Genomic DNA, 4,114 nt, shown 5'->3' with positions numbered 1-4,114 from the left:
AAAATTTATTATTTTAAAGCTATTTTAACTTTTACACATAAAGCATTTTACTCATAAAGCAACTTACATATAAAGCAACATTGAAGAGGATTTATAGTGTCGATTTTAAGCATGAATGATTATAAGCAAAAGTGCAGTTTCACAATTCGCAGTTATATAATTAGCAGTTACAACATTATAGTAATAACGTTACTTGCGATTATGACAATGAGTTTAATGGCTTGCCAGCCAAAAAAAGAGTCATCTAGCGGAGCATCAAAAGCTGAGGAATCAATGACCAATGTTGTCATCTCATTAGATTGGGTGCCTAATACCAATCATACTGGTCTGTATGTTGCTCAAGAAAAAGGCTATTTTAAAGAACAAGGTCTTGACGTCCAGATTGTCCAGCCAAGTGAAGATAGTGCTTCTACTTTAGTGGCAAATGACAGAGCCGATTTTGGGATTTATTTTCAGCCCAATATGGTTAGTCGTCTAGAGAAAGGTATGCCCATTACTGCAGTGGCGGCAATACTACAGCACAACCCAGCAGGCTTGTTGTCTTTGAAATCTTTGGGTGCAAATTCTCCAAAGGACTTAAATGGTAAACGCTATTCTACTTGGGAGGATCCTATTGATGATGCAACGGTGGCTCATATCGTGGGCAATGATTTGGTAAAAATTCCTGGTGAGGCAACTGATGCTACTGTAGCGCTTCGCATGAATCAGTTTGATTACATATTGGCCTATTATGGCTGGGATGGTATTCATGCTAAGTTAAAAGGCGTGGATACTAATTTTTTCTTTTTGAAAGACTATGAGCCTATATTTGATTATTATGCGCCAGTTATTATTACCAATAATAAATTAATAAAAAATAATCCTGAACTGGTTAGAAAGACGCTAGCAGCTATAAAAAAAGGCTATATCTATGCCGCTAAAAATCCTGAAGAAAGTGCAAATATTTTAGTTAAGTATGCACCTGAGACCAATAAAGAGCTTGCTATTGCTAGTCAAAAATATCTATCAACCCAATATTTGGATGATAATGGTGATTGGGGAAAGTTTGATTATTCACGCTGGGATAGATTTAATGATTGGGTGCACAAACAAGGTCTTATTGATAAGCCATTGCCACCTCAAGCAGGTGTAACTAATGACTATCTATAATTTAGTTTAAGTCTATAACTAAACTTAAGGTAACTTGATAAAGACTTTAAAATCTTTAAACCATAATCTAAAAAACTAAGTTGGTATGCATTATGGATAAGGTGTTGGCCTTAGAAGCCATAAGCCACTCATTTGGCTCAAAGCCAATTTTTGATAATTTAACGATGTCAGTGGCTAAGAACGATGTAGTTAGTATTGTAGGTGCTAGCGGGGTAGGTAAGACCACTTTATTTAATATCACCGCAGGCTTACTGATACCAAGTTCAGGAAAGGTTTTGATAAATGGTGAAGATACCACCGGTCAAGCCGGCACTGTGGGTTATATGCTTCAAAAAGACTTACTGCTGCCGTTTAAGACTGTATTTGATAACATTGCATTGCCTTTAATATTAAAGGGCTATAGCAAGGATAAAATTAAGCAGATTGTCACACCTCAGCTGGCTAGCTTTGGACTTGAAGGGTTAGAGAAACAGTATCCACAAACTTTATCAGGAGGTCAGCGTCAACGTGCAGCACTTTTGCGCACTTATTTGAGTGACAACCCTATTATGTTGCTTGATGAGCCATTTTCTGCTTTGGATTTCGTCACTAAGGATGAAATGTATCATTGGTTTAGTCAGTTACAAAAGCGCTTAGCGTTAACTTGTTTGATTATCACCCATGATATAGATGAGGCAATTTACTTATCAGATTACTTATATGTGCTAAAAGGGGTGCCCGCACAGTTGACTAAAAAGTTCTTCATTCCAAAGACCCCAGGGTTTTTAGACAGCCAAGAATATTTGATACTAAAAAAACAAGTCTTGACTGCGATCCAAAGCTAAAAATGAGCAAACCCTAATAGTTTTAATTTAAGCGTGGTTTAAAATAATAAGTGTCTTAATTAGCGTAATTTATTATTTAACAAAGTATAATTTTTAAATACAAAAGCCCAAGCATTTAGCTTGGGCTTATTAATTACTATTGGCATATTTCAAATGGTGAATGCAGTTTGTAACATTTCCGTCTAATCGTCGAGCCAAAGTTTAAGAGGTAGCGAAGGTAAATGATTTGCATCCTGTATTTGATCATTAATAGACTGTAAATCTAATACACCCTTTGCGATAAGCAAAATGGTCCAAGGCAGTATCTTATGCTCAAGCTTTTGGACACGAGCTTTAAGAATTTCAGATGACTCATCTCGATTCACAGTAAGCATGGCTTGGGTTAATACTTGACCTGCATCAAGCTCAGCTGTAACCACATGTACGCTGCAACCATGATGAATATCACTTGACTCTAGGACTCGCTGATGGGTATCTAGGCCTTTATAATTTGGTAACAAAGAAGGATGTAGATTTATCATAGGTGCAGAGGAGCTGCTAATAAATTCATCGCTTAGCACACGCATAAAGCCGGCTAAGACTACCAAATCCGGCTGCCACTGCTTAAGCTTAGCGCTGGCATGACGCTCAAAGGTTTTTATACCCATACGCTTGCCAACATTGTCGCCCTCAGTAATGTGTGAAAAAACTGCTGTTTCAATCCCTGCCTGCTCAGCACGAGTAACAGCATAGGCTTCTTTGACATTACTAATGACACCTACAATTTCAATAGGTAACTCGCCTGATTGCATGGCATCGATCAGCACCTGTAAATTGCTGCCACTGCCAGATGCCAATATAGCAATTTTCAATGGTTTGGATGATAAAATGGACAATGACATATTAAGCATAAACCACTGCAAGATCTTCACGATCAATGATTTCACCAAAAATAAAAGCTTTTTCACCAGTATTGTTTAATAACTCAACCGCTTGATCAGCCACTTCAGCAGGCACAACTACTACGAAGCCTACGCCGCAATTAAAGGTACGGTACATCTCTGATTGTTCGATATTGCCATGAGTTTGAAGCCAAGTGAATAGCTCAGGCATCTTCCAGCTATGAGTGTTAATTTTAGCTGCTAGATTCTGAGGAAGTACACGAGGTAAGTTTTCAGTAAAGCCGCCGCCCGTAATGTGAGACATGGCATGTAGCTTGTTATTGCCTAAAGCCTTCTGTAGAGCTTGGATTGATTTAACATAGATTTTAGTAGGTGCCATTAATGCATCAGCAATAGGTTTGCCGTCTAAAGTTTCAGCTGAATTAGCAATATCTACACCACTTACTTCAATAACCTTACGAATAAGTGAGTAGCCATTTGAGTGAGCCCCGCTTGAAGCTATACCTATCAATACATCTCCAGCACTCACATTTGCGCCAGTGATTACCTCAGACTCTTCAACAACGCCAACACAGAAACCTGCTAGGTCATAGTCTTCGTCCTGATACATGCCTGGCATTTCAGCAGTTTCACCACCTATCAAGGCACATTTTGACTGTTTGCAACCTTCACCGATACCGCCAATTACAGAGGCGGCTGTATCTATGTCTAGTTTGCCAGTAGCATAATAGTCTAAAAAGAATAGAGGCTCAGCGCCACAAACCAATAAATCATTAACACACATAGCTACTAAGTCAATGCCAATGGTATCGTGACGGCCCAACTGAAGTGCAAGCTTAAGTTTAGTACCTACGCCATCTGTTCCTGAGACTAGTAATGGTGATTTATAGCCTGTGGGAATACGGCATAATGCGCCAAATCCGCCAAGACCACCGACAACTTCTGGGCGAGTAGTAGATTTAGCAACAGATTTAATGCGTTGAACAAGGGCATCACCTGCATCGATATCGACACCTGCATCTTTATAGCTTAATTGAGTAGGCTTCTCTTTAATAGACGGGTTAGCGGTTGCATTAGTATTTGGATGGCTCATGGTAGCAGCAGACCTTAATAAGCGAATGTATGAAAAAAAATAAAAAAGATAAATTCTAAGCAATTTATAAAAATGCCTTGAACTTATTTGCTTGATCTTAGCAGGAATAAAATTCTTTAAGATAGCGGTTATTTAGTGGCATTATACGCAAAAAGACAGTACCCGCA

The 4,114-nt window shown here is 38.6% G+C and carries 4 protein-coding genes; 2 read left to right on the top strand and 2 right to left on the bottom strand.

The window, feature by feature from the left end:
• The first annotated feature begins 201 nt into the window (after positions 1 to 201).
• Positions 202 to 1,149, top strand: coding sequence for an ABC transporter substrate-binding protein (locus QZ265_RS08225; RefSeq protein ID WP_296405189.1), 948 nt, complete (start codon positions 202 to 204; stop codon positions 1,147 to 1,149).
• Positions 1,150 to 1,241: 92 nt separating this feature from the next.
• Positions 1,242 to 1,973 (top strand): ABC transporter ATP-binding protein, encoded by a 732-nt coding sequence (locus QZ265_RS08220; RefSeq protein WP_296405187.1) that lies wholly within the window; start codon positions 1,242 to 1,244, stop codon positions 1,971 to 1,973.
• A 182-nt stretch (positions 1,974 to 2,155) separates the two neighbouring features.
• On the opposite strand, the gene purN is transcribed toward QZ265_RS08220, so the two are convergent.
• Positions 2,156 to 2,854 (bottom strand): phosphoribosylglycinamide formyltransferase, encoded by a 699-nt coding sequence (purN, locus tag QZ265_RS08215; protein ID WP_296405185.1) that lies wholly within the window; start codon positions 2,852 to 2,854, stop codon positions 2,156 to 2,158.
• Between the two features lies 1 nt (position 2,855).
• Entirely contained in the window at positions 2,856 to 3,947 is a 1,092-nt protein-coding gene (gene purM, locus QZ265_RS08210) for a phosphoribosylformylglycinamidine cyclo-ligase (RefSeq protein WP_296405183.1), read from the bottom strand.
• Positions 3,948 to 4,114 lie beyond the last annotated feature (167 nt).

The organism is Psychrobacter sp., from assembly GCF_018260395.1.
Classification (GTDB): Bacteria; Pseudomonadota; Gammaproteobacteria; order Pseudomonadales; family Moraxellaceae; genus Psychrobacter.
This window is presented reverse-complemented; position numbering and strand designations above follow the sequence as displayed.

Excerpts from the sequence above, each read along its gene's own strand:
- purN (WP_296405185.1), bottom strand. The coding sequence starts at position 2,854 with ATGTCATTGTCCATTTTATCATCCAAACCATTGAAAATTGCTATATTG.
- QZ265_RS08225 (WP_296405189.1), top strand. The coding sequence starts at position 202 with ATGACAATGAGTTTAATGGCTTGCCAGCCAAAAAAAGAGTCATCTAGC.
- QZ265_RS08220 (WP_296405187.1), top strand. The coding sequence starts at position 1,242 with ATGGATAAGGTGTTGGCCTTAGAAGCCATAAGCCACTCATTTGGCTCA.
- purM (WP_296405183.1), bottom strand. The coding sequence starts at position 3,947 with ATGAGCCATCCAAATACTAATGCAACCGCTAACCCGTCTATTAAAGAG.